Source organism: Amycolatopsis sp. NPDC104863 (genome assembly GCF_055582965.1).
Genome location: NZ_JBVJOW010000003.1, coordinates 1 through 22,530, shown reverse-complemented (window position 1 = coordinate 22,530; position 22,530 = coordinate 1). Strand labels below are relative to the sequence as shown.

General features: G+C 72.5%; 25 protein-coding genes. 8 read left to right on the top strand and 17 right to left on the bottom strand.

The features are described 5' to 3' along the window. Positions 1–4: 4 nt before the first annotated feature. From ACZ63J_RS16755 to ACZ63J_RS16725, 7 genes are all read right to left on the bottom strand, one after another. Positions 5–304: a hypothetical protein gene (locus ACZ63J_RS16755; protein WP_465405002.1), complete on the bottom strand. Its 300-nt coding sequence runs from the start codon at positions 302–304 to the stop codon at positions 5–7. A gap of 3 nt (positions 305–307) precedes the next feature. After that, on the bottom strand, positions 308–940 hold the full coding sequence (locus ACZ63J_RS16750; RefSeq protein ID WP_465405004.1) for a DUF4190 domain-containing protein: 633 nt from the start codon (positions 938–940) through the stop codon (positions 308–310). 55 nt (positions 941–995) lie between these two features. Continuing rightward, positions 996–1,334, bottom strand: a complete 339-nt coding sequence (locus ACZ63J_RS16745) for a hypothetical protein (RefSeq protein ID WP_465405006.1) — start codon at positions 1,332–1,334, stop codon at positions 996–998. Positions 1,335–1,336: 2 nt separating this feature from the next. Then, positions 1,337–1,825 carry a nucleotidyltransferase domain-containing protein gene (locus tag ACZ63J_RS16740; protein WP_465405008.1) on the bottom strand — a complete coding sequence of 163 codons (489 nt, stop codon included), beginning with the start codon at positions 1,823–1,825 and terminating at the stop codon, positions 1,337–1,339. Beyond that, positions 1,825–2,268 (bottom strand): YdeI/OmpD-associated family protein, encoded by a 444-nt coding sequence (locus ACZ63J_RS16735; protein ID WP_465405009.1) that lies wholly within the window; start codon positions 2,266–2,268, stop codon positions 1,825–1,827. Before ACZ63J_RS16735 ends, ACZ63J_RS16740 begins: the two co-directional genes overlap by 1 nt. Before the next feature lie 57 nt (positions 2,269–2,325). Next, positions 2,326–3,030: a S1 family peptidase gene (locus ACZ63J_RS16730; protein ID WP_465405011.1), complete on the bottom strand. Its 705-nt coding sequence runs from the start codon at positions 3,028–3,030 to the stop codon at positions 2,326–2,328. Positions 3,031–3,160: 130 nt separating this feature from the next. Beyond that, positions 3,161–4,624: a class I adenylate-forming enzyme family protein gene (locus tag ACZ63J_RS16725; protein WP_465405013.1), complete on the bottom strand. Its 1,464-nt coding sequence runs from the start codon at positions 4,622–4,624 to the stop codon at positions 3,161–3,163. Positions 4,625–4,976: 352 nt separating this feature from the next. Between ACZ63J_RS16725 and ACZ63J_RS16720 the strand changes: the two genes are divergently transcribed. The 6 genes from ACZ63J_RS16720 (at position 4,977) to ACZ63J_RS16695 (ending at position 9,151) form a co-directional block, all read left to right on the top strand. Next, entirely contained in the window at positions 4,977–5,321 is a 345-nt protein-coding gene (locus ACZ63J_RS16720; RefSeq protein ID WP_086856673.1) for a WXG100 family type VII secretion target, read from the top strand. An 18-nt stretch (positions 5,322–5,339) separates the two neighbouring features. Continuing rightward, a complete protein-coding gene (locus ACZ63J_RS16715; protein ID WP_020644701.1) occupies positions 5,340–5,642 on the top strand; it encodes a hypothetical protein in 303 nt (100 codons plus the stop codon). Positions 5,643–5,740: 98 nt separating this feature from the next. Beyond that, a complete protein-coding gene (locus ACZ63J_RS16710; RefSeq protein ID WP_465405045.1) occupies positions 5,741–6,127 on the top strand; it encodes a hypothetical protein in 387 nt (128 codons plus the stop codon). Then, positions 6,124–7,419, top strand: coding sequence for a WXG100 family type VII secretion target (locus ACZ63J_RS16705; protein ID WP_465405015.1), 1,296 nt, complete (start codon positions 6,124–6,126; stop codon positions 7,417–7,419). The genes ACZ63J_RS16710 and ACZ63J_RS16705 overlap by 4 nt, the downstream gene beginning before the upstream one ends. A 26-nt stretch (positions 7,420–7,445) precedes the next feature. Continuing rightward, a complete protein-coding gene (locus tag ACZ63J_RS16700; protein ID WP_465405017.1) occupies positions 7,446–8,786 on the top strand; it encodes an alpha/beta hydrolase in 1,341 nt (446 codons plus the stop codon). After that, a complete protein-coding gene (locus ACZ63J_RS16695) occupies positions 8,783–9,151 on the top strand; it encodes a hypothetical protein (protein ID WP_465342046.1) in 369 nt (122 codons plus the stop codon). The genes ACZ63J_RS16700 and ACZ63J_RS16695 overlap by 4 nt, the downstream gene beginning before the upstream one ends. A gap of 363 nt (positions 9,152–9,514) precedes the next feature. On the opposite strand, the gene ACZ63J_RS16690 is transcribed toward ACZ63J_RS16695, so the two are convergent. The 4 genes from ACZ63J_RS16690 to nadA form a co-directional block, all read right to left on the bottom strand. After that, positions 9,515–10,675, bottom strand: coding sequence for a S8 family serine peptidase (locus tag ACZ63J_RS16690; protein WP_465405019.1), 1,161 nt, complete (start codon positions 10,673–10,675; stop codon positions 9,515–9,517). A gap of 70 nt (positions 10,676–10,745) precedes the next feature. Beyond that, positions 10,746–11,639 (bottom strand): carboxylating nicotinate-nucleotide diphosphorylase, encoded by an 894-nt coding sequence (gene nadC / locus ACZ63J_RS16685; RefSeq protein ID WP_465405021.1) that lies wholly within the window; start codon positions 11,637–11,639, stop codon positions 10,746–10,748. Continuing rightward, complete coding sequence (locus tag ACZ63J_RS16680; RefSeq protein WP_465405023.1) at positions 11,636–13,279, bottom strand: L-aspartate oxidase; 1,644 nt, start codon at positions 13,277–13,279, stop codon at positions 11,636–11,638. The genes nadC and ACZ63J_RS16680 overlap by 4 nt, the downstream gene beginning before the upstream one ends. After that, the gene (gene nadA, locus ACZ63J_RS16675) at positions 13,276–14,289 is read right to left on the bottom strand and encodes a quinolinate synthase NadA (protein WP_465405025.1); all 1,014 of its coding nucleotides are present in this window, start codon (positions 14,287–14,289) and stop codon (positions 13,276–13,278) included. The genes ACZ63J_RS16680 and nadA overlap by 4 nt, the downstream gene beginning before the upstream one ends. 111 nt (positions 14,290–14,400) lie before the next feature. Between nadA and ACZ63J_RS16670 the strand changes: the two genes are divergently transcribed. Then, positions 14,401–15,033 (top strand): NUDIX hydrolase, encoded by a 633-nt coding sequence (locus ACZ63J_RS16670; RefSeq protein WP_465405027.1) that lies wholly within the window; start codon positions 14,401–14,403, stop codon positions 15,031–15,033. 40 nt (positions 15,034–15,073) lie between these two features. Beyond that, complete coding sequence (locus ACZ63J_RS16665) at positions 15,074–15,790, top strand: LON peptidase substrate-binding domain-containing protein (protein WP_465405029.1); 717 nt, start codon at positions 15,074–15,076, stop codon at positions 15,788–15,790. Between the two features lie 8 nt (positions 15,791–15,798). Here the strand turns inward: ACZ63J_RS16665 and ACZ63J_RS16660 are convergent, their stop codons facing one another. From ACZ63J_RS16660 to ACZ63J_RS16635, 6 genes are all read right to left on the bottom strand, one after another. After that, positions 15,799–16,839: a M48 family metallopeptidase gene (locus ACZ63J_RS16660; RefSeq protein WP_465405031.1), complete on the bottom strand. Its 1,041-nt coding sequence runs from the start codon at positions 16,837–16,839 to the stop codon at positions 15,799–15,801. Positions 16,840–16,880: 41 nt separating this feature from the next. After that, positions 16,881–17,477 carry a DUF2567 domain-containing protein gene (locus ACZ63J_RS16655; protein ID WP_465405033.1) on the bottom strand — a complete coding sequence of 199 codons (597 nt, stop codon included), beginning with the start codon at positions 17,475–17,477 and terminating at the stop codon, positions 16,881–16,883. A 72-nt stretch (positions 17,478–17,549) separates the two neighbouring features. Continuing rightward, complete coding sequence (bsaP, locus tag ACZ63J_RS16650; protein ID WP_465308111.1) at positions 17,550–17,756, bottom strand: biotin synthase auxiliary protein BsaP; 207 nt, start codon at positions 17,754–17,756, stop codon at positions 17,550–17,552. Next, on the bottom strand, positions 17,743–18,756 hold the full coding sequence (gene bioB / locus ACZ63J_RS16645) for a biotin synthase BioB (protein WP_465308113.1): 1,014 nt from the start codon (positions 18,754–18,756) through the stop codon (positions 17,743–17,745). Before bioB ends, bsaP begins: the two co-directional genes overlap by 14 nt. 72 nt (positions 18,757–18,828) lie before the next feature. After that, positions 18,829–19,548, bottom strand: a complete 720-nt coding sequence (bioD, locus tag ACZ63J_RS16640) for a dethiobiotin synthase (RefSeq protein WP_465308290.1) — start codon at positions 19,546–19,548, stop codon at positions 18,829–18,831. A gap of 500 nt (positions 19,549–20,048) precedes the next feature. Further along, on the bottom strand, positions 20,049–22,226 hold the full coding sequence (locus ACZ63J_RS16635; protein ID WP_465405034.1) for a SulP family inorganic anion transporter: 2,178 nt from the start codon (positions 22,224–22,226) through the stop codon (positions 20,049–20,051). Between the last annotated feature and the right edge of the window lie 304 nt (positions 22,227–22,530).

The following is a 22,530-nucleotide window of genomic DNA, read 5'->3' as shown; positions in this document are numbered from 1 at the left end:
GGGGTCAGCCTCGCACGAGGTCCCTCAGCCCGGCGACGAACTCCTGCGCGGCAGCGCTGTCCGGGAACTCGTCCGCCACGGCCGGCAGCAGCGGGCCGAGGACCAGGTCGAGCACTTCCTGCCGCCGATCGGGCGCGAGGGCGCCGAGGTCGAAGGTGCGGAAGCCGTGCACCGACACGGCACGCAGCTCCTCGGCCAGCTCCCGGTCGGTGACCGCGGCCGCGAGGTAGTCGACGACCCAGTAGTAGACGCCGCTGGAGGCGGACCACACCCGTCCGTCCGGCAGCACGAGGTTCCCGGACACGGCTCAGCGCACCGGCGCGGTCAGCTCGGCCGCGAAGTGGTAGTAGCAGACCGCGCGGTGCTTGCCCTCGGCCCACCACTGCGACGTCGGCGTCACGACCTGGACGCGGACCTCGGGGACCGGCCGGGCGTCGGCCTGGCAGCGGGCCAGCGTGCGCTGGTAGACCTCGACGATGTCGGGCATCGGGCCGTCGCCGAGCGGGAGCACCTCGAACGCCTCGGCGGTGTGCCGCTCGGTGCAGGACGCCCGCAGCACGTCGACGCCGCCCGAAGCCGCCGGGGACCAGAAGCAGTCGCCGGCCACGAGGTCGCTGCCGTGGGTCACTCCCTCGGGCAGCCGCTCGCCGGACGCCAGCGCGGCGCGTTGCTGCCACCACGTCGTCCCGGTCGAGATCTGGTAGGTGAGCACGCCCATCCACCCGGCGAAGGCGACCAGGCCACAGATCACCAGCACGCGCCCGCGCTGCCGGTGCTTCCGGATCCGCACGAGCGCGACGACACCGAAGACCGGCGCGAGCAGCCCGCCGAGCAGCCCCGACACGAGCGTGGCGATGGCGTAACGACTGATCGGCTGACGGCGCAGCTCGGTGCGCATCAGCTCGTCGAAGAGCACAGGATCGTGCTCGGGTGCGGCCATGGTTCCCCCGGGACGAAGTCAGCGGGCAGCGTATACCCGCCGCGGCGCTTCGGGCTCAAGCGCGAGCCTGAACCTCGACATCGTGGCCGAGCTCACTGTCGTAGTACGTGACTCGCCAGCCGGGGCCGACTTGCGCGTGCACCTCTTCCGCCAGGTGGCGGCCCCGGGCCACGAAGTCCCGCTCCTCCGCTTCGGACGGAAAACCGGAGGCTGCTGGGTCGTCACGATTCAAGGTCGCGGTGTACTCGTCCGCCCAGCGGTTCAGCTCTCCCACCAGAGCCGGGCTCAGCCCCAGCTCGGGATCCGCGGGATCGAGGTTCTCCATTCTCGGCGGAGCGAACGCCCACAACGCCCAGCAGTCGTAGTCCGCCAGCACCCTGAGTGTCTTCTCCACTGTCACCACTGGAAATGCGTGGCCACGCCGAAGGCCTCACGGAGGTGCCGCATGTCCGCGAGGTCGTGCGGCCGCGGTTCGTACCCCTGGTGGAAGAAGACCTGCTGCGCCACGGACACGCACGGCACCTCGACCCCGTCGATCCGCCCGGTGACAAAACAGTCCGTGGGATAGGGGAAAGTCGCGCCGTTGTCGTCGGCTTTCTGCGTGGCGGAACCGTCGTGAGCGAAGACGAGCGGGTGCAGGTCCAGCTCGGTGCCGCCGTCGGAGAGGACGAACCGGACCGGGCGCAGGTCGAGGGTTTCGCGGTAGCCCAGCGCCCCGAGCCGTGCCAGCACGTCGGGCTCTTCCTCGAGGCGATGCAGCAGGTCCAGGTCGTGGTGTTCGCGCGTCTGACGGCCCAGCAGGGCGTCGACGCCCCAGCCGCCGGCCAGCCACACCCGGGCCGGGGCCAGTGCCGCGAGCACCCGCCGGACCGTGCGGGCGTCCATCACTTCCCGGCGCGCAGGTCCGTGATCACCTTGGCGACCCGGCGCTGCCGCGTCTCCTCGGTCTTCGCCTGGCCGATCGGCAGCACGAACCGCTGTTTCCCGCTGTAGGACAGGCTTTCGAACCGGGCCTGGGCGGCCGGGTCGGCGGCCAGCGCGGCCGCCAGGTCCGGCGGGATCTCCAGCTCGCGCGGCGCGGTGTCGAGGACGATCGCCACCTCGACGTCGTCCCCCGCGGCAACCCCGGCCTTCTCGCGGTTCTCCGCGCTCAAGGGGACGAGGTACTGCCCGCCGCGGCTCGCGACCGTCGTGCGGTAGCTGTGGCCGCCGAGCGTCACCGTGACAGCGGGCTTCTTCCCGGCCCCGAGCGCCTCGACGACGTCGTCCGGGACCGGCAGGCCGGTCGCCGTCTTGCCGCCGAGCAGGACCGTCGTGCGGAACTCCATGGGGCGAGTATGCCCCGTGCCGGCCTCCCGGGCGGTGAGGCCGGCACGGGACGCGTGTCAGACGCCCGCGGTCGTGCGGATCCAGCTGCGGCTCGACGCGACGCTCGCGTAGTTCTGCGTGCCCTGCGGGTTCGAACCGGAGTTGCTGCCGGTGGAGCAGACGCCGACCTGGACGCCGCCCGAGAGCTGCGGGCCGCCCGAGTCGCCGTGCCACGCCGAGCCGTTGACACCCTGGCTGGCGATGGCCGTGCCGCCGAACGCGTCCGTGCTGGTGCCGGTGACGCGGACGTTGGCGGTCTTGAGGGTGCTCGACGGCGGGCTGGTGCCCTGCGTGCGGCCCCAGCCGTAGATCTGGTTGGTGGACCCGGTCGGCGGGTTGCCGGTGCCGAGCTTCATGTAGGTCGTGTTCACCGCCGTGGACAGGTGCAGCAGCGCGATGTCGCCGTTGGGCGACGCCTTCTGCTGGTCGACGGTGGCGTTCGTGCCCTGCTGGAGGGTCACGTTGCCGACCTTGACGTGCATGCCCGGCGAGTTCAGGCAGTGCTGGGCGGTGAGCACCCACTGCGGGGCGATGATCGTCCCGGAGCACTCGAAACCGCCGTAGGTGGTGACGTTGTTCCAGTAGATCTGGGCGCCCCACGGAGCGGAGGAGACGGTGCTCCCGCCGATGATGTCCTCCTGGGCGTCCGCAACCCCCACCGAGACCATGCTCAGTACCGCGGCGGCGGCGCCGACCGCGGTGACAGCCCTCGACATTCGCATGAAAATGCCCTTCGGCCAGGTGATCCGGATGTCCGTCCCGAATTCGGGCGACGAGCCCAAAGTAGGTTCGTGAGAGGTTTGTCGGAACCTACCGAAGTCGGTAACTTGCCGACCGTGACCGGCGGTACTGCTAGTCCAGTAGGGACGCCCTCAGCGCCGCCTTGTCCGGCTTCCCCGACGGCGCGACCGGAACCGACGCCACCACGGCGAACCGCGCGGGCACCGCGGCCTCCCCCAGCTCGGCCGCCACGCCCTTGCGCACTTCATCGAGGTCCGGCGAGCGCCCGGATGACGGCACCACGAACGCGACCGCGGCCTCGCCGGTCCGCGCGTCCGGCACCGCCACGACGTAGGCCTGGTCGACGTCCGGGTGCGCCGCGATCGCCCGCTCGATCGGGCCGGTGTAGTGGATGATCGCGTTGACGATCACCACGTCCCGCGCCCGCCCGGACAGGTGCAGGTACCCCGCGGCGTCGAGGTGCCCGAGGTCCTGGGTGCGCACCCAGCCGCCGTCCAGCACCTCGGCCGTCGTCACCTCGTCGCGCCAGTAGCCCACGAAGGCCGACGGCGTCCGCACCCAGATCTCGCCTTCGGTCCCGGCCGGGAGCGGCACGCCCGAAGCGTCGCGAACCTCGATCTCGACGGTGTCGCAGGCCTTCCCGACGGAGCCGGGCCCCTCGGCCGCGCCGGAGATCGTCAGCATCCCGGTCTCGGTCTGGCCGTAGGCGTGGTGCATCGCCGGCCCGACCAGCTCGGCCGCCTCGGCCAGCTTGTGCGGCGGCACCGGCGAGCCGGCCACGATCAGCGTCCGCAGGTCGCTCAGGTCGACGTCCTCGGCGCGCAGCACGTCCAGGACCTGGTGCAGCCGCGGCACGGTCATCAGCGCCGCGCTCACCCGCAGCCGCGGCAGCACCCACGGGAAGTCCGGCAGCTCCTCCGGGATCACCGCGGTGCCGCCGGCGAACAGGCACAGGGCCAGCTGTTCGAGCATCACCGCGCTGGTGAGCGTGCCGAACAGCAGGAACCGGCCGAACCCCGCGCCGAGCCGCTCGTGGGCCGAACCGGGCACGGGGGGCCGCCAGACGCGGCCTTCGGTCAGGGCGCGGTAGCTGAAGGCGACGCCTTTCGGGACGCCGGTGCTGCCGCTGGTGAACACGACCGTCGCGGTGTCGTCCGGCCGCCCGCACGGCTCCGGCTCTTCGTACGCCGCGAGCAGCTCCGGCCCGATCCGCAGGATCACCGCCCCGGCGACGGTGCCGCGCAGCTCCGGTGACTCGGAAGCCTCGTCGACGACCAGCGCCCGGACGTCCCCGACGACGTGCCGCAGCTGTGGCACCGGCAGGCCCGGCCGCACCCCGACGACCCGGCAGCCGAGCACCTGCGCGGCGATGATCGCGGCGAACCCCTCGGCGGTGACGGCGGTGGCGATCCCGACGCCGTCCCCCGGCGACAGCCCGGCCGCCCGCAGGCCCGCGGTGAACCGGCCGACCAGCTCCCGCAGCTCGCGGCGCGACGTGACGCGCGAGCCGTGTTCGAACGCGGGAACGCCGGGGGCGCGCCCCAGCTCGTCCAGCAGAGCCTGCGGGTGGACCATCTCGACCGCCTTTCGCCCGGGGGCTCCCGGTCTACCGGGCGGATCTCAGAATTTCGGCAGAGGCGGGTTGACCGGGGTGCGATCATCAACGGGCAGCGACCCGGCGACGCGACATGGCCGGTGCGTGAACAGCGGCTTTCCGTTGTCCGCCAGGGTTTGCCCCGGGCCGGAACCGCGACCGCTGCCACGCGCCCCCGTCCGGCGACCGGGTGTCCTCTGTGGGTATAAAAGCCGTCACCGCGACCGGCAGTTGTGCCGTTTGACCACACCGGCCTTCTTTCTAGCGTGAGTTTCACACCGCGCGGACCACCGCGCCAGGGGAATTCGCTTGAGGAAGGGAGGTGGCCCGTCGATGTCCAGTCCGGGATTCCAGGCAGATTCCGCTGCCATGACGCGCGCCGTCCAGGGTTTCGAGGAAACCGCGACGAACGCCAAGTCCACGATGGCCAGCTTGGAGTCCGAGCTGACCGAGGCGCTCCGCAACTACAAGGGTGACCAGGCCGTCGCGTTCTGGGACCTGCAGCGCCGGCTCCAGGAGAAGATGACCGTGGCCGTGAAGGAGCTCGACACCATGTCGCAGCTCGTCCACACCAGCCACCAGAACTACGGCCGCGGCGACGCCGACGTCCACCAGAGCTTCCAGGGGGTCGGCAACTCCCTCGAGGGCTCGGGCGTGATCCCCCGCCTCAACCCCTGACCCGAGAGGACGCCCACCATGGCCGACGTCGTCGAAATCAACTTCGCCGCGCTGCAGCACAGCTCGGCTTCCCTGGCCGCCAAGGCCAAGGCGCTCACCTCGCAGCTGGAGCAGCTGCACCAGAACCTCCAGCCCATCACCGCGACCTGGTACGCCTCCGGCAGCTCCGCCGGTGACGCCGCTCGCCAGTCGGAGACCCGGCTGCGCCAGGCCACCGCGGACATCGTCGCCATCATCGCGCAGTTCGGCGGCAAGGTCGGCGAGGCCCACGACCTCCAGCAGAGCCTGGAGAACCGCAACCAGGGGCTGTTCGCGGGCTGATCCGCGCCCAGACGTCGGTCGGCCGGTGCGGGAAACCCCCCGCTCGCACCGGCCGACCGGCTTGCCTTCTTCACGTGCGACGAGAGAGCCGGGACCCGATGCACGACCAGTCGTACTACGTCCACTTGGAATCGCTGAAGGACTTCGTGCGGGAGCTGGAGACCCAGATCCACGCGATGGCCAAACCGAACGACTTCCTGCTCACGCTCGGCGAAGAGCCGCTGCTGTTCGGCGAGTTCGGCGAGGCCGGGTCGCTGGCCGACGCCCACCGCGCCGCCGTCTCGGAGATGCAGGGCCTGCTCGACCAGGTCCGCAGCGCGATCGGGTTCGCCCAGGACGTCACCACCACGGTCGCCGACGGGTACCAGAACGCCGACCAGACGGTGGCCGGGGACCTGCACAGCTCGGGTGCGGTCACCGGGCTGCTCGACCCCGTGCTCGGCCTGCTGGGCCTCGGTGACTCGAACGGGAGCCACAAGGGATGACGAACACCGCGCACACCAACTTCGCCGCGTACAGCCACCAGCAGCTCTACGCGATGCTGCAGGCGGGCGACCCGAACAGCGCGCGGCACGCCGCCGACAAGTGGAAGTCCGCCGCGCTGCACCTGCACGAGCAGGCCCACAACCTCAACTCCGAGCTCACCGAGTTCAAGGACGAGTGGACCGGCGGCGCGGCCGACCAGTACCAGCACATGATCGTCGACCTGGCGAACGGCATCTCCAAGGTGGCGCAGACCGCCGAGGCGATGAACGTGATGCTCGACGACGCCGCGGACGCGCTGGTCAAGGCCAAGAAGGAGATGCCGCCGCCGGTTTCGGTGCCGGACGTCTCCCCCGCCGACGTCGCGCTCGCGGTGAACCCGCCGCTGCTGCCGCCGGACGCCTCGCCCGCCGTCGTCCAGGCCGCCGCGCAGCAGCGGCAGCAGGCCATCTCGAACGTCGAGGCGCAGCAGTCCGCGGCCAACGCCGCCGGGTCCGCGCACGGCAAGGCGATCGTCGTGATGACCCAGCTGGCCGGCGACTACACCACCGCCGAGGACTCGATCCCGGCGTCCCCCAACGCCGTGCAGACGCCGACGGCCCCGCCCGCCGGCGGTGGCGCGGGCACCGTGGGCTCGCCCGGTCTGGTCGGCAACGGCGTCACCGATCCCGGCGTCGTCGTCACCCCGACCGACGGGCACCCGCTGCCCGGCGGCGGCACGACGCAGCAGCCGGGGACGACCGTGCCGACGTCCAACCCGCTCTTCGGCGACATGTTCACCGCCGGGCTCGCCGCGGCCTCGGCCGCCGCGTTCGGGCGGTTCGGCTCGATCATGCCGAAGGTGCCGTCGTGGGCCAGCGGCAAGGATCCCAAGGACGGCAAGGAAGAAGCGCCCGGCACGAAGCTCGGTGGCGGCGCGGGTGTCGAAGGCGGCGCCGGCGGCGGCATCCCGATCGGCGGGGGTGACGCGCCGTCGATCGGCGGCGGTGTCCCCGGCGGGGCCGGGATCGGCGGGGGCGGCGACGGCCCCGCGGCGCACTCCGGCCTGGCCGGTGACGGCGGCGCGGGCAACGCGCTGTCCGGGCTCGCCGGCGGCGCGGCCGGGGCCGTGGGCGCGGCGGCCGCCAAGGGCGCGATGCCGATGATGCCCATGATGCCGATGGGCATGGGCGGCGGCGGGGACATGGGGTCCGGGCGCCGGATCCCGGCCTGGCTGGTGGAGACGGAGAACGTCTGGGGCCAGTCGGCCCCGGTCGCACCGCCGGTGATCGGCGAAGAGCCGGAAGCGTACTGAGTAACTTCTGACCATGGAGGCGGGCCGTGACGGCTGCTGGATACCGCGTCGCCCCGGCCCGCCTCGACACCGTGGCGGGCGAGTTCGGCACGCGGGCGGACGCACTCGCTTCGGCGCAGTCGGCGGTGGCGGGTGAGAAGGTGCCGGCGGCCGCGTTCGGCAAGGTCGACGCGTCGGCCGCCGCCGCGAAGACGTTCGAGAAGACCATGACGGAGCTGGGATCGAAGCTCTCTTCGGAGGTCTCCCGGCTGCGGACGCTCCAAAGTGGACTGACGTCGTCGGCCGTCGGGTACCGCCGGGCCGACGCTCAGGTGGCGGCGATGTACCGCTCGCTGCTTCCCGAGGATCCGTTGCCTGCGGCGGGAAATCCCGCGGGGATCGGCGGCGCGGCCGACACCGGCGCGTGGGGCCAGGCGATCGCGGCCAACCGCACGAAGGTCTCCGACGCGTTGACGGCCGAGCGTTCCCGGCTGGCTTCGTTGACCGACGCCGACGAGATCAAACGCTCCCAGGCGCGGATTTCGCTGTACGAAGACATTCTCGCGAACAACCGGCAGATCCTGAAGTTCGACCCGGCGGGCAACGGCCGGATCGCCGAGCTCGTCGGGCACATCGAGCCGGGCACGCGCAACGTCGGGCTGTTCGTCCCCGGCGTCAACACGCAGATGTCCAACTTCGACTCCTACGCCGGCCTCGGGCGCAGCCTGGTGGCCGCGGACCCGACCGGGCGCACCGCGATGGTCGTCTGGGCCGACGGGGTGTTCCCGCAGAACCCGGTGGTGCAGGGGCCGTCCGCGAGCTATGCGGAGGCGATGGCGCCGGACCTCAAGCACTTCACCGACGACCTGCGCGGCGAGATCGGGAGCCACGCCGGCTCCGACGTCACGCTGACCGCGATCGGGCACAGCTACGGCGGCGCGACGGTCGGGCTGGCCGAGACGCAGGGTCTCGACGTCGACCGCGTCCTGCACGTCGAGTCGGCGGGCATGGGCCACGGCGTCTGGTCGCCTGCGGACCTGCCGGCGAGCCAGGCGGGGGTGCAGCGGTTCTCGATGACGGCGCCGCTCGACCCGATCGAGATCGCGCAGGGCAACGCGTGGGGTCTCGAGTGGACCGGCATCGGCCACGGCGCGGACCCGGACACCTTCCCCGGCGTCACCGAGCTGGAGACGGGCCGCTCCGCGTCCGGGGACCAGCTGTGGGGGCTCTCGTCGCACAGTGACGTGCTCAAGCCGGGTTCGGAGTCCTGGACGAACATGTACCGCGTCATCACCTCCGGGCCGACCACGCCCAACGGCTCCTTCCAGCCGGATGGCATCCTGGAGCACGGCGTCGAGTTCCTCAACGACGGAGGCGTGCTGCGGTGACTTCTTCGGACCTGGACCGCCTGGCGGCCGAGCTGACGGACGTGATCAACAGCGTCGCGGCGGTGTTCGGCCCCTCGGCGGACCCCACGGTGAACGGCGAGCTGGACTGCGACCCCACCCAGCCCGGGAACCTGCTCTGCTGGCAGTACGGCGTCCGGCTCGACCACCCCGGCGAGCCGGAACGCCGGCTCGCCGAGGTCGTCCTCCCGACGTTGGAGCAGAGTGGCTGGCAGGCCCACGACCGCAGCACCCCGCGTGAGCTGATCGCCCGGTTCAGCCGAGAAGGCGCGGACTTCACGGTGCACGTCGCCCGGGCGAGCCACGCGGTCGCGATCATCGGCTCCACCCGCCCCGTCCCCGCCTGACCCCTCCCTCCCGCCGTGATGCCCCTCCAATCACGCGAGATGCCCCTCCAGTCACGCGAGATGCCCGCTCAATCACGCGAGATCGCTCCCCAATCACGCGAGTTCCGCCTCCAGTCACGCGAATCCCGCGTCTGATCACGCGTGTCGTCCATCCAGGTACGCGTGTCGTCCGGCTGAGTACGCGTGTCGTCCGGTCCGGTACTCCGAACTCGCGTGATCAGGGACGTAACTCGCGTGATTGGGCGCGTATCTCGCGTGATTGAAGGGGTATCTCGCGTGATTGGAGGGGCATCACTCGTGATTGAAGGGACGACACGCGTACACCGGCGGACGACACGCGTGCCTGGACGGACGACACGTGGGTCAGGGGGTGAAGCGGGAGGGGCGCCAGTTGCGGCGGCGGGCGCGGCGGACCGCGGCGACCGTCAGGCCGGCGGCGGCCGCGAGAGCCACGCCGGCCAGCGCGATCGTGCCCGCCGCGAGGTCCGACGGCGTGGGGGCCGGGGCCGCGGCCGGGACCACCGCGGGTCCCGCCGCCGGCTGGACGACCGAGCCCGGCGGGGCCGCGTCGGCCGGCAGGGTCGAGGACACCGCCGCGTAGGCGTCCAGGACTCCCCAGCCCAGACGCGGGTCGTGGCCGCCCGAAGCCGGGCGGTGCGCGGTGAGCGTGAGGCGGGTGAGGACCTGGTCGCCGGTGAGGTCCGGGTGGTATGCACGGACCAGCGCCGCGACGCCGGCGACGTACGCCGCCGGCAGTCCCGGGTCGGTCACCGGGAAGCGGTGCGCGACCGCGCCGCCCGCGCCCGCCGACGTGCTGACCAGCTCCGCGCCCGGCGCGGCGATCCCGACGTAGTCCCCGGCTTCGGTCTGCACCGGCTCGCCCGCGGGGTTCACCGACCCGACGGCCAGCACACCGGGGGTCGCCGTCGGGTACGTCCGCGCGCCCTGCTGGGTCGCCGACGCCGCCGAGACGACCACCGCGCCTGCCGACCGCGCCCGCGCCACCGCCCCGGAGAGCGCCGGGTTGTCGAACGCCGCGGGCACCGCCACGAGGATGACGCCCGCCCGCCGGTCGAGCGCCGTGTCGATCGCGCCGGCCAGCGCACCCGGGTCGCCGCCGTCCTTCGCCGAGCTGTCGGTGTACCGGATCGGCAGGAGACGCGCGCCCGGTGCGACACCGGCGAACGTCGTCGACGGATCCGGTTGCGCCGCGACGATCCCGGCCGCGATCGTGCCGCGGCCGTCGCAGTCGGAGGATTCCGTGCCGGCGCCGCCTTCGAGCTGCCCGGGCGCGAACTGGCCGTTGAGCCCGTCGACGCCGGTGCCGATGACGGCGACCAGCTGGCCGTCACCCCGGGTCAGCGGCCAGAGCCGCGCCGGGTCGACCAGGCGCTGGCCCCAGGGGACCGCGCCGGTGTAGGTGCCGGACGGGTTCGCGCACTGCGCTTCGGGCGCCGCGACGGCCACTGCGGGCAAGGCGGTGAGCACGAGGCCCGCGACCGCCAGCGCTGCCGGAATCCGCACCCGATCCCTCCCGAAAGACGGTGGCGGGAAAGAACTTCCCACCACCGCCAGTCTAGCTCGGAAAGCCCGTTCAGCGAAGGTCCATGCCCAGATCCAACGCCGGCGAAGAATGCGTCAGGCCGCCCACCGACAGATAGTCCACACCGGACTCCGCGTAGGCCCTACCACGGTCGAGGGTGAGCCCACCAGAGGATTCCAGCCGCGTCTTCGGGGAGACGTCGTCGCGGCGCGCCACCGCCTGCCGGCACTGCTCCGGCGTGAAGTTGTCCAGCAGCACCTCGTCGGCGGCCGCGGCCAGCGCCTCCTCCAGCTGGGAAAGCGTGTCGACCTCCACCTCGCACGGCAGCTCCGGCGCGTGCTCGCGGGCCGCGGCCAGCGCGGCCGTCACCGACCCCGCCGCGACGACGTGGTTGTCCTTGATCAGCACCGCGTCACCCAGCCCCAGCCGGTGGTTCACCCCGCCGCCGCAGCGGACGGCGTACTTCTGCAGCAGCCGCAGCCCCGGCAACGTCTTGCGGGAGTCCCGGATCGCGCACCCCGTGCCGTCCACTTCGGACACCCAGGCGGCGGTCGCGGTGGCGACACCGGAGAGGTGGCAAAGCAGGTTCAGCGCCGTGCGCTCGGCGGTGAGCAGCCCGCGGACCGGCCCGCGCAGCACCAGCGCGGGCTCCCCCGCCACCAGCCGCTCGCCGTCCTCGCGCCCGGCCAGCACCTCGACGGAAGAGCCGAGCACCATGTCGAACACGGCCAGCGCGACCGGCAGCCCGGCCACCACCCCGTCGACCCGCGGGGTCAGCTCGGCCACCGCGGAAGCGGACGCGGGCACCGTCGACGCGGTCGTCGCGTCCGGCCCGTACCGCAGGTCTTCGCCCAGCGCCGTGGTGACCACGCGCCGCACGTCTTCGACGTCGAGACCGGACGCCGCGACCAGGCGCAGGACCGGTTCGGAGATCGGGAACGTCATGCCACGCCCTCCAAGGGGATCGGGTCGGCCAGCACCGGCTGGCCGGACGGGCTGAGCCGGATCAGCTGGCTGCGCCGCCAGGTCTCCGACGGCGCCGGGAAGTCGGTGCGCACGTGGCAGCCGCGCGACTCGGTGCGCCGGACGGCCGCGGCGAGCAGCGCCTGCGCCACCACGGTCAGCGCGGCGTCCTCCACCGCCGCGTGCGTCCACAAGGGACTGTCCTGGACGGACAGGTCGAGCACGGAACCGGCGGCCGCCAGGCCGTCGGCGTCCCGGCCGATCGCCGCGTACCGGCTCATCACCCGCTGCAGCGAGTCGCGGTCGGCGGCCGGCGCGGTCGTCCACGAGGGCAGCCGCCCCCGCGACGGATCCGCCAGCAGCCCCGCGGCGAGGTCCGCCGCGACGGCCTCGGCGACCCGCTGCCCGACGACCAGGCCTTCGAGCAAGCTGTTGGAGGCCAACCGGTTCGCGCCGTGCAGGCCGGTCCGCGCGACCTCGCCGGCCGCGTAGAGCCCGGGCACCGACGAGCGTCCGTCCACAGTGGTCACCACACCGCCGCACGAGAAGTGCGCCGCCGGGGTCACCGGGATCGGGTCGCGGGCCGGGTCCAGCCCCAGCACCCCGCAGGCCGCGAAGACCGTCGGGAACCGCTGGGCGAACCCGGCGATCGACGTCGCGTCGAGGAAGACGTGGTCGTCGACGCCGCCCGGCGCCGTCCCCATCCGGCGGGTGATCGCCGCGGAGACGACGTCCCGCGGCGCGAGGTCGCCCAGCGGGTGCACCCCCGCCATGACCGAAACGCCGGCGCCGTCGATGAGGGTCGCCCCCTCGCCGCGCACCGCCTCGGTGACCAGCGGGCAGCGGCCGCGAGCGCCCGGGGTGTAGAGCACGGTCGGGTGGAACTGGACGAACTCGACGTCCGCGACGGTCGCCCCGGCCCGCAGCGCGAGCGCGAGCCCGTCTCCGGTCGCGATCTCCGGGTTCGACGTCGCCTGGTAGAGCTGCCCGATCCCGCCGCTGGCCAGCAGCACGGCCGAAGCGCGGACGACGCCGAGAACGCCACCCGAGTCGAGCACGGTGACCCCCGCGACGCGCCCGCCCGGGGTGCGCAGCGCGTCGACGGCGATGTGGTGCTCCAGCACCGGTACCCGCGCCTGCCCGGCCTGCGCGACCAGGGCGCGCTCGACCTCGGCGCCGGTGGCGTCGCCGCCCGCGTGGATGACGCGGAACGCGCTGTGCCCGCCCTCGCGGGCCCGGGCCAGCAGGCCGTCTCCGGCCGAGTCGAACTTCGCGCCGTCCGCCCGGAGCTGGGCGATCGCCGCCGGGCCGCCCTCGAGGATCGACCGGGCGGCCGCCTCGTCGACCAGCCCGGCACCCGCGGTGAAGGTGTCCTCCGCGTGCTTCGCGACCGAGTCGTCGAGGTCGTGCTGGTCTTCCAGGACCACGGCGACGCCGCCCTGGGCCCAGCGGGTGTTGCCGTCCGCGACCGTCGCCTTGGTGACCACCAGGACGTGCAGCCCGAGGGCCTGCGCGCGCAGCGCCGCCGTCAGCCCGGCGACACCGCTGCCGACCACGACCAGATCCGCACGGGCTTCCCAAACCGGGGTTTTCGCCCGTAAGTCATTAACCGGCGTGGTCATTCTCCGCCGCCAGGCTGCCCGATTTCGATCATCCGCTGCACCGACGCCTTCGCGCGGGCGGCGGTTTCGAGGTCGACGTGGACCTCGTCGAGACCCTCACGCAGGCACCGCAGCAGCGCCGCCGGCGTGATCATCTTCATGTACCGGCAGGACGCGCGGTCGTTCACCGCGCGGAAGTCGATGCCCGGTGCGGCCTTGCGCAGCTGGTGGATCATGCCGATCTCGGTGGCCACCAGGACGGTCTTGGCCTTCGTGTCGCGGGCCTCGTGGACCATGTCGCCGGTCGAGAGGATCTTGACCCGCTCCGGCGCCACGGCCCCCTCGCCGGCCAGGTAGAGCGCCGACGTCGCGCACCCGCACTCGGGGTGGATGAACAGGTCCGCGTCGGGGTTCGAAGCCGCGCGCTCGGCGAGCTCGGCGCCGTTGATCCCGGCGTGGACGTGGCACTCCCCGGCCCAGATGTGCATGTTCTCCCGGCCGGTGACGCGCTTGACGTGCGCGCCCAGGAACTGGTCCGGCAGGAAGAGAACCTCCTGGTCAGCAGGAATGGAGGCGACGACGTCGACCGCGTTCGAGGACGTGCAGCAGATGTCGGTCTCGGCCTTCACCTCGGCCGTGGTGTTGACGTAGGAGACGACGACCGCGCCCGGGTGCTCAGCCTTCCAGGCCCGCAGCTCGGCGCCGGTGATGGAGTCGGCGAGCGAGCAGCCGGCCCGCGCGTCCGGGATCAAGACGGTCTTCTCCGGGGCCAGGATCTTCGCGGTCTCGGCCATGAAGTGCACACCGCAGAAGACGATGGTGGACGCGTCGCTGCTCGCCGCGATGCGGCTGAGCGCGAGCGAGTCGCCGGTGTGGTCGGCGATGTCCTGGATCTCCGGGACCTGGTAGTTGTGCGCGAGCAGGACCGCGTCGCGCTCGTTCGCCAGGCGCCGCACCTCCTCCGCCCAGGCCGCGTTCGCCTCGACCCCGCCGAACGGGGTGAGACCTTCCGGAACCAACGTGGTGGTCATGTGGCCCTCCTGGACCGGTCGCGGGTTTTCGCCTTATAATCGAAAACCGTGCGAAGTCATCTTAACACCCAGGCCCCCCTGGCCCACGAGGTTTTGGGAGCGGTCCTTCAAGTGCGCTCGGACACACTCCGGGTGCTCCTGTGGCGCCGCGCGCTCGACCCGCACCTCGGCCGCTGGTCACTGCCGGGCGGCCGGCTGCGGCCCGACGAGGACGTCGAGACGTCGATCCGCCGCCAGCTCGCCGAGAAGGTCGACGTCGGGCGGCTCAAGCACGTCGAGCAGCTCGCGGTGTTCAGCGACCCGCACCGCGTCCCCGGCCCGCGCGTGGTCGCGACGGCGTTCCTCGCCCTGGTTCCCTCCGACGTCGACCCGGAAGTGCCCGAGGACACCGAATGGCACGACGTCGCGAAGCTGCCGCGCACGGCGTTCGACCACGAGGCGATCGTGCTGCGAGCGCGCGACCGGCTGCGCGCGAAGCTCTCCTACACCAACGTCGGGTTCGCCCTGGCCCCCGACGAGTTCACGATTTCCGCGTTGCGCGGGCTTTATTCGGCGGCACTGGGCTACCGCGTCTCGGCGACCAACCTGCAGCGGGTGCTTTCCCGGCGCGGGCTGCTGGTTCCCACTGGTCACACGGCCGCGCCGGGCCGCGCGGGCGGGCGTCCGGCGGCCCTGTTCTCCTTCGCCGGCAAGGGCATGCAGATCACCGATCCGTTCGCGGTGTTCAAGCCGCCGAACCGGTGACCATCCTGCGCCGAACCGGTTCTCCCCTTACGGTTGACCCGTGACCGAGCCGGAACCGGAAAGCAGCGCGACGACGACGATCCTGCCGTTGTTCCCGTTGCAGACGGTGCTGCTCCCGGGCACCCGGCTCCCGCTGCACATCTTCGAACCGCGGTACCGGCAGCTGACGGCGGACCTCGTCAGCGGCACGGTGCCGGGCCGCGAGTTCGGCGTGGTCGCGCTGCGGTCGTCCCTCACGCGGGAGGTCCGTGGTCTGGACCAGCTGTACGACATCGGCTGCAGCACGATCCTGCGCGAGGCGCAACGCCTGCCGGACGGCCGTTTCGACGTCGTGACGCAGGCCCAGCGCCGCTTCCGGCTGACCGACCTCGACTGCGTCTCGGCGCCGTACCTGATCGCGTCGGTGGAGTGGGTCGACGACGACCCGGTGGCCCCGGCCGGCGACATGGCCGAGCGCCTGGCGACGGTCGCGCGCGGAGCGCACCAGCGCTACTGCGAAACGGCGTGGCGCAGCGACGACTGGACCGCCCCGGCGGCGGACACCGAGCTGGCGGAGCTGGCCTACCAACTGGCCGCCGACTGCCTGCTGCCCCTGGAGGACCGCCAGCGCCTGCTCGAGGAGCGGCACCCGTTACGCCGGCTGCGCATCGCCTGCCGCCTGCTGACGCGCGAGGCGGGGTTCCTGAACACGCTCGGCGCGGTGCCCCTGCCGCCGAGCGAGCTCACGGACATGAGCCGCCCGGCCAGCCTGAACTGACCCCGCGGTCAGGCGCCCTCCCCCGAGCCGTTCCCGGTGCCGAACTTGTTCCACACCTTGCCCGCCGCGCCGGAAACCGCCTCGCCGACGTCGCTGAACACCTTCGTCAGCGGGTCGGCCGAGCTGTTCCACGAGTCCTTGTACGACTTGGCCGCCGACTTCAGGTCGTCCTTCCAGTCCGACGCCGGGGTGTCGTCGTCGCGGCGCGGGTAGTCGCCCGCGAGGATCGCGCGGTACTCCTCCGACGCCGCCCAGCGCTGCAGCTGCGCCGCGCGGACCACCGCGAACGGGTGGGTCTCCGTCTCGACGAACTTGAGCTTGAGGAAGCTGTCGCGGATGTCCTCGACCGACTCGTACTCGGTCGCCTGCTGCAGGAACGACGGGATGTCGATGCGGGACGGGTCGACGCCGCCGGCGATCTGGATCTGCGCGCGCAGCGCGGCCGTCGGGTCCTGGCCGCAGAGCAGCCCGGCGCGGTCGCACGACAGCTCGGCCTTGCGGTACCACTCGCGCAGCGCCGCGATGATCGCGCGGATGCCGAGCGCGCTCACCGGCGTCCACGACATCGACAGCTGCAGGCCGATCAGGCGCACCATGATCGTGCGGTAGACCGTGTGCCCGGACAGCACGTGCCCCATCTCGTGCCCGATCGCGAACCGCAGCGACTCGTGGCTCATCAGCTCGACGAGCCCGGTGCTGACCCGGATGAACGGCTCGTCCATGCCGACCGCCGACGCCTGGATCCGCGGGTCCTGGTAGACGAACAGGTTCGGCACGGCGGGCAGGTCGAGCGTCTCGGCGCACTCGTGGCGCAGCCGGTCGAGCTCCGGGTACTGCTTCGGCCCGACGCGGATCGACGACGCGAGCGCCATCAGCCGCTCGCCCCGCTCGTTGTAGAAGCCCGAGACGGCCTTGACGACCTGGGCGAACCCGGGCACCGCGCGCAGCGTGGCGAGCGCGCCGCGGTCCACCGGGTGCTCGTAGGCGCGCGGGCTGATGCCCGGGAAACGGACGGCGTTGTGCCGCGAAACCTCGATGTCTTCAGTCACTGAACCCCCTGTGTCGAGGGCACCAGAGTAGGGGAAAACGCTCAGCCGAGGCGGCGGCCCAGGTCGTCACGCCCGTTCCAGGTGGTCAGCATGCTGTAGGTGACCGACACACCGAGCGGGCCGGTGAGCAGCACCCACCACGACTCCAGCCGCGGCGCCAGCTCGATCACCGAGCCGAGCGCGGGCGCGCTGTCGATGGCGTAGTGGGCGTTCGCCCAGCCGACGCCGAGCAGCATGGCCAGCGCGCTCGCGAGCGCGACCCCGAGCACCGCGCCGAGGAACACGACCGGCCCGCGGCGCTCGCGCAGCAGCCACACGACCACCCCGACCACGATCCCGACGCCCAGCGTCAGGAAGCCGAACACGGCGAGGTCGTCGAAGCGGTGCCAGCTCTCCAGCTCCAGGGGCCCCTGGGTGCCGTCGGTGGCGATGATGCGGACGCGCTCGGGCGGCGCGATCCGCGACCAGACGAACGCGAGGGGGAAGCTGAGCAGGCTCAGCACGCCGAACACGCTCACGGCGGGCAGGATGTCGCCCTTGACGACGACCCGGGGCCGCCGCTCCCGGACCAGCACGGGCACCGACCACGGGCCGGCCACGGCCGACGGCCGGTGCGCGGGCCCCGACGACTCACTCACCCGGACTCCCTCCTGCGCCGCGCTCCTGCGACACGGTGCGACCGAGGGTAACCGGTCGGTGCGTGACGAGCGTCAGCCGCTCGCCGTGTCGCCGTGCCTGCTGCACTTGGCCGTCCACCCGAGCGGGCTCACCTGGACGACGAGCCGCCGCGCGCAGAACGTGCAGTACCGCGGTGGCTCGAGCGCCGTCCTCGGGTTGTGGCACGCCGGGTGGTCCGCGCCACCGGCCGACTGCTGTCCACAGTGGACACAGAACGCGGGTGCGTCAGAGGCTGTCACTGAGGGCCTTGATGGGCATCTTGAGCTCGTCGAGCATCTCGAGGTCCGCCGAAGCCGGGCGGCCCAGGTTGGTCAGGTAGTTGCCGACGATGATCGCGTTGATCCCGCCGAGCATGCCCTGCTCCGCGCCGAGGTCACCGAGGGTCAGCTCCCGGCCGCCGGCGAAGCGCAGCATCGTGCGCGGCATCGCTAGCCGGAACGCGGCGACCGTGCGCAGCGCGTCCTTGCCCTCGACGATTTCGTAGTGCTCGTACGGCGTGCCCGGCTGCGGGATGAGGAAGTTCATCGGCACCTCGTGCGGGCTCAGCTCGGCCAGCTGCACGGCGAACTCCGCGCGCTGCTCGACCGTCTCCCCCATGCCGATGATGCCGCCGCAGCAGACCTCCATGCCCGCGTCGGCGACCATCCGCAGCGTGTCCCAGCGCTCTTCCCACGTGTGGGTGGTGACGACCGCCGGGAAGTGCGAACGCGCCGTCTCGAGGTTGTGGTTGTAGCGGTGCACGCCCATCTCGACGAGCTCGTCGACCTGCTCCTGGGTGAGCATGCCGAGCGAGCAGGCGATCTGGATGTCGTTGCCGTCCTCGCGGATGGCCTTCACGCCCTCGCGGACCTGCGAAAGCAGCCGCTGGTCCGGCCCGCGGACGGCGGCGACGATGCAGAACTCCGTCGCGCCGGTCTCGGCGGTCTGGCGGGCGGCCTTGACCAGGTTCGGGATGTCGAGCCACGCCGAGCGCACCGGCGTCGGGAAGCGGCCGGACTGCGAGCAGAAGTGGCAGTCCTCCGGGCAGCCGCCGGTCTTGAGGCTGATGATGCCCTCGACCTCGACCTCGGGGCCGCACCAGCGCATCCGCACCTCGTGGGCGAGCGCGAGCAGGTCCGGCAGCCGGTCGTCGGGCAGCCGCAGCACCTCGAGGACCCCGGCTTCGCCCAGGCCGACGCCGTTTTCGAGGACCTGCTCGCGTGCGTAGGCGAGGACATCGGTGTCCGGGACTGCGGTCACGGCGTCTCCTTGATCGTGGGGGCAGCGTCCCTCATCGTGCACGAAGGCGCAGCGAGGGGACAGCGACGCAGGTCACTTCTCGGCGGAAGCGCACCCTGCGAACAGTTCGGGGTCGAACTCACCGCCGAACCACGGCGAGAGCCCGGCCCGCGCGGCGGCCAGGAAGTCCGCCGGGGAGGCGGCGCCGAGGCCCGCGGGCAGCACGCCCAGCAGCGGCGCCCCGGCCGCGACCGGCAGGTCTTCGAGGTTGGACAGCGCGGCGAGGTCCGGCTCGGCCGGCCAGGAGCCGATGATCACCCCGGCGACGGTCAGGCCGCGCTTGGTGGCGACCTCGGCGGTGAGGGCGGTGGCGTTGAGCGTCCCGAGCCCGGCCTCGGCCACGACGATCACCAGCGACCCGAGCGACCAGGCGACGTCGGCGAGGCTGGAGCCGGTCTCGTCGAAGCGCACGAGCAGGCCACCGGCGCCTTCGATGAGGGTGAGGTCGTGCGCGGTGTCCAGCTCGGACGCGGCTTGCGCGATCTCCCCGGGATGAAGGGAGGGAAGCCCGCTCCGCCGCGCGGCGGCCTCCGGCGACAGCGGGTCGGGGTAGCGCCGCAGCTCGCGGGTGGTGACGTCGCCACCGGCGAGGCGGAGGACGTCCTGCAGGTCACCGGCCTCATCGGGGCGCACGCCGGTCTGGGCGGGTTTCAGCACGGCGACCCGCTGCCCCCCGGCCACCGCGAGCGCCGCGATGGCCGCCGTGGTGATCGTCTTGCCGACCCCGGTCCCGGTCCCCGTCATCACCAGCATGGTCACGGACCATGAACATAGTGACTGGGTGCGCGGCCCCGCACTGCGGGCATGGGGTGACCAGGTCGGCGGCGGATTCGAGCCGACCGGCGGTAGTGGCGGGTTGACGGCGGGACCGCGTGGGGCGCCGGAACGCCGGCGGTCCTCGCCGCCGCTTCGGCGCAGCGGCCACCCGGCAGCGTCGGACAGCGGCGCTGGGCGCCGGGGCCGATCGGCGGGACCGCGAACCGGCACCACCACCGCGAGCCTGACCCACCCACGCCGGACAACGTCGCGCGGGCCAACCGGTGGGACCGCGCCACCGCCGCCGCTTCGGCCGGTCGAGGCCACCCAACCACGCCGGGCAGCAGCGCCCAGGCCGACCGGCGGGACCGCGAACCTCACGCCCGGCGCCGCCACCGCGGCCCAGCCCAACCACGCCGGACAGCAGCGTCCGAGCGCGCCCAGGCCGACCGGCGGGGCCGCGCGGGCCACCAAAGCACCCGCGCGGCCCCCCGACCTCAAGCCCCCGGAGCCACCACCGCGGCCCCAGCAGGCCGGAACGTGCGCTCCGCCGCGTCGAACAGATACACCTGCGCCGTCCCGACCGCGAAGTACATACCGGTCAGCTGCAACCTTCCCTCCCCCTCGGCCGCCGCTACCGATGGATAGTCGCGCAAGTGCTCCAGCTGCTGGAGCACGTTGTGCAGCGCGAGACGGTCGCCTTCGCGATCCGGGACCTTCCCGTCCAGCGTGGCCGAACCGAGACGGTGGGCGCTCGGCTCCGCGTGGCGCAACCACACCGACAGCGGGCCCGGGGGCGGCCCGTCGGCGAGCGCCGCCATCGCGCCGCAGCCCGAGTGGCCGCACACCACGATCTCCTCCACTCCGAGGACCCCCACCGCGTACTCCACCGACGCGTTCATCGACGGGTCCGCCTGGCCGGCCGGCACCAGGTTGCCGATGTTGCGGATCGTGAACAGGTCACCCGGTCCGCTCGTGGTGATCAGGTTCGGCACGATGCGGGAGTCGCCGCAGGTGATGAACAGCGTGCGCGGGCGCTGGCCGTCGGCGAGGCCGGACAGCGTGTCGCGCAGCAGCGGCGCCGCGCGGCGGTGGAACTCCGTCGCGCCGCGGCGGGTCTGCTGGGCGGGAATCCCTTCCACCGCCTGCCATTCCGACCACGGCGCGAGCCAGCGCGGCACGGCCCGGCTCGCCGCCAGCCGGGACCGCGTCGGACGTCCTGCCTTGCCTTCGCCGAACCACGGGTGGCCGACTTCGTCGACGTCCACCGTGCCGCCGGCGCGTTCGTGCGCCTGCTGCCACGTCGTGAGGCTTTCGAACGCGGCGTGGTCGAGGTAGTCGACGACCAGCTCCAGCCGCACCGGCACCCCCGCGGGGATGGCCCCGAGGATCTTCGACAGCCGTGGCACCGACAGGAACGTCAGGACGCCTTCGACGACAACGCGCCAGTTGCCGTCTTCGGTCTCGACGTGGATGCCGGACCACAGCGTGCGGCGCAGCATCAGCACCAGCGCCAGCCCGATGCCCGCGAGCACGCCGGTGAGCAGGTCGAACACCACGACACCGGCGAGCGTGAGCAGGTAGACGGGCAGGTCGCCGTGGGCGAGCACCTGCTTCATGTGCCCGGGGTTGACCAGCTTCGCGCCGACGTGCACCAGCAGCCCGGCCAGCGCGGCCAGCGGGATGTCCTGGATCACCCCGGCGAGCAGGACGACGAACACCAGCACCCAGACGCCGTGCAGCACCGCCGAAAGCCGGGTCTTGGCCCCGGCCGCGACGTTCGTGGAGCTGCGGACGATGACGCCGGTGACCGGCAGCCCGCCCAGGGCGCCGGAGACCATGTTGGCCGCGCCCTGGCCGACCAGCTCGCGGTCGAGGTTGGCGCGCGGTCCGGTGTGCATCTTGTCGACCGCGACCGCCGACAGCAGGCTTTCGACGCTGGCGATCAGGGCGATGGTGACGACGGCGAGCGCGAACCCGCCCCAGCCGCCGTCGGGCAGCTGCGGGACCAGGTGGACGTTCAGCAGGTCACCGGGCAGTTCGACGCGCGGCAGCGTCATCCCGAACACCAGCGACACGACCGTGGCCAGCGCGATCGCGGCCAGCGGGCCCGGCACCTTGCGGACCGCCGCCGGCAGCCTCGGCCAGACCAGCAGGATCACGATGGTGAGCAGGCCGACGACGGTGGCGGAGTCGTGGTGGGCGACGATCTGGCCGGGCAGCTCGGCGACGTTCTCCACCGCCGAGCTCTGGGCCTTGCCGCCGAGGATGACGTGCAGCTGGCCGAGCACGATCGTGACGCCGATGCCGGCCAGCATGCCGTGCACGATCGCCGGCGAGATGGCCAGCGCGGCGCGCGCGATGCGGCTCAGGCCCAGCAGGATCTGGCACGCGCCGGCGGCGACGGTGATCGCGCAGGTGACGACCCAGCCGAACGTCTGGATGGTTTCGGCCATGACGACGGTCAGGCCGGCGGCGGGCCCGCTCACCTGGAGCGCGGAGCCGCCGAGCGCGCCGGCGACCACACCGCCGACGACGGCGGCCACCAGGCCGGCGGCGACCGGCGCGCCCGAGGCGAGGGCGATGCCGAGGGACAAGGGGACAGCTACGAGGAAGACGACCAGTGAGGCCGGCAGGTCGTGTCGGAGCACGGCGAGGGGTCTCATGATCACCATGCAACCGGAAATCGTGTGAAATGTCCGCTATGCGCCACCCGATCGAGTGAACAACTGGCCATATTTAGCACTAATGTCACAAATCGGACAGGTCGTTAACGCGCCGTTCACAAGATCAAGTACCTGTCACACGATAGTTGAATCCCGTACCACCAAAGGGTTTCGCGCGGTGCCAGGTGTCGGGGGGGGGGGGGGGGGGGGGGGGAGGAAGGCACAACCACCGAACACACGAGGAAAGAAAGCCCAGTCGAGCTTCCCCGCACCCACCCAGGAGGAAACCACGGGGGAGGCCTTCACAAAAGGA